Source organism: Rhodoferax potami, from assembly GCF_032193765.1.
In the GTDB taxonomy this organism is placed as follows: domain Bacteria; phylum Pseudomonadota; class Gammaproteobacteria; order Burkholderiales; family Burkholderiaceae_C; genus Allorhodoferax; species Allorhodoferax potami.
The window spans coordinates 3,860,001-3,862,500 of record NZ_JAVBIJ010000001.1; the positions used below are offsets into that span (position 1 = coordinate 3,860,001).

The following is a 2,500-nucleotide window of genomic DNA, read 5'->3' on the forward strand; positions in this document are numbered from 1 at the left end:
GGAACAGCCTGGAAATGCTGGCCATAGCGGGTGATAGCCCCGTACGTGAAATGACCTGTGTGGTACTGAGCTTGCGAAAAGTAGGGCGGGACACGAGAAATCCTGTCTGAATATGGGGGGACCATCCTCCAAGGCTAAATACTCATCATTGACCGATAGTGAACTAGTACCGTGAGGGAAAGGCGAAAAGAACCCCGGGAGGGGAGTGAAATAGATCCTGAAACCGCATGCTTACAAAAAGTAGGAGCCCGTAAGGGTGACTGCGTACCTTTTGTATAATGGGTCAGCGACTTACATTCAGTGGCAAGGTTAACCGAATAGGGAAGCCGTAGAGAAATCGAGTCCGAATAGGGCGTCTAGTCGCTGGGTGTAGACCCGAAACCAAGTGATCTATCCATGGCCAGGATGAAGGTGCCGTAACAGGTACTGGAGGTCCGAACCGACTAGTGTTGCAAAACTAGCGGATGAGCTGTGGATAGGGGTGAAAGGCTAAACAAACTTGGAAATAGCTGGTTCTCTCCGAAAACTATTTAGGTAGTGCCTCAAGTATTACCTGCGGGGGTAGAGCACTGTTTTGGCTAGGGGGTCATGGCGACTTACCAAACCAATGCAAACTCCGAATACCGCAGAGTACAGCTTGGGAGACAGAGCACCGGGTGCTAACGTCCGGACTCAAGAGGGAAACAACCCAGACCGCCAGCTAAGGTCCCTAAAATTGGCTAAGTGGGAAACGAAGTGGGAAGGCTAAAACAGTCAGGATGTTGGCTTAGAAGCAGCCATCATTTAAAGAAAGCGTAATAGCTCACTGATCGAGTCGTCCTGCGCGGAAGATGTAACGGGGCTAAGCCAGTTACCGAAGCTGCGGATTTGCAATTTATTGCAAGTGGTAGGAGAGCGTTCTGTAAGCCTGTGAAGGTGCGTTGTAAAGCGTGCTGGAGGTATCAGAAGTGCGAATGCTGACATGAGTAGCGTTAAAGGGGGTGAAAAGCCCCCTCGCCGTAAGCGCAAGGTTTTCTACGCAACGTTCATCGGCGTAGAGTGAGTTGGCCCCTAAGGCGAGGCAGAGATGCGTAGCTGATGGGAAACAGGTCAATATTCCTGTACCGATGTGTAGTGCGATGTGGGGACGGAGAAGGTTAACTCAGCCAACTGTTGGACATGTTGGTTCAAGCTTGTAGTCGTGCCTGGTAGGCAAATCCGCCGGGCTTAGATGAGGAGTGATAACGAGTCTGCTTGCAGACGAAGTGAGTGATACCCTGCTTCCAGGAAAAGCCACTAAGCTTCAGCTACACACGACCGTACCGCAAACCGACACTGGTGCGCGAGATGAGTATTCTAAGGCGCTTGAGAGAACTCAGGAGAAGGAACTCGGCAAATTGACACCGTAACTTCGGAAGAAGGTGTGCCTTTAGTAGGTGAAGTCCCTCGCGGATGGAGCCCAATGAGGTTGCAAAAAATCGGTGGCTGCGACTGTTTATTAAAAACACAGCACTCTGCAAACACGAAAGTGGACGTATAGGGTGTGACGCCTGCCCGGTGCTGGAAGATTAAATGATGGGGTGCAAGCTCTTGATTGAAGTCCCAGTAAACGGCGGCCGTAACTATAACGGTCCTAAGGTAGCGAAATTCCTTGTCGGGTAAGTTCCGACCTGCACGAATGGCGTAACGATGGCCACACTGTCTCCTCCTGAGACTCAGCGAAGTTGAAATGTTTGTGATGATGCAATCTCCCCGCGGAAAGACGGAAAGACCCCATGAACCTTTACTGTAGCTTTGTATTGGACTTTGAACAGATCTGTGTAGGATAGGTGGGAGGCTTTGAAGTAGGGTCGCTAGATCTTATGGAGCCAACGTTGAAATACCACCCTGGTGTGTTTGAGGTTCTAACCTAGGTCCATTATCTGGATCGGGGACAGTGCATGGTAGGCAGTTTGACTGGGGCGGTCTCCTCCCAAAGCGTAACGGAGGAGTTCGAAGGTACGCTAGTTACGGTCGGACATCGTGATGATAGTGCAATGGCATAAGCGTGCTTAACTGCGAGACTGACAAGTCGAGCAGATGCGAAAGCAGGACATAGTGATCCGGTGGTTCTGTATGGAAGGGCCATCGCTCAACGGATAAAAGGTACTCTGGGGATAACAGGCTGATACCGCCCAAGAGTTCATATCGACGGCGGTGTTTGGCACCTCGATGTCGGCTCATCTCATCCTGGGGCTGTAGCCGGTCCCAAGGGTATGGCTGTTCGCCATTTAAAGAGGTACGTGAGCTGGGTTTAAAACGTCGTGAGACAGTTTGGTCCCTATCTTCCGTGGGCGCTGCAGATTTGAGGAAGCCTGCTCCTAGTACGAGAGGACCGGAGTGGACACACCTCTGGTGTATCGGTTGTCACGCCAGTGGCATTGCCGAGTAGCTAAGTGTGGAAGAGATAACCGCTGAAAGCATCTAAGCGGGAAACTCGTTTCAAGATGAGATCTGCCGGGGCCTTGAGCCCCCTGAAGAG

Annotated in this window: 1 rRNA gene (running past both ends of the window); it reads left to right on the forward strand. The window is 51.4% G+C overall.

What is annotated here, in order from left to right:
* A 23S ribosomal RNA gene (locus tag RAE21_RS18650) occupies positions 1–2,500 on the forward strand (it extends past both window edges: 287 nt to the left, 91 nt to the right).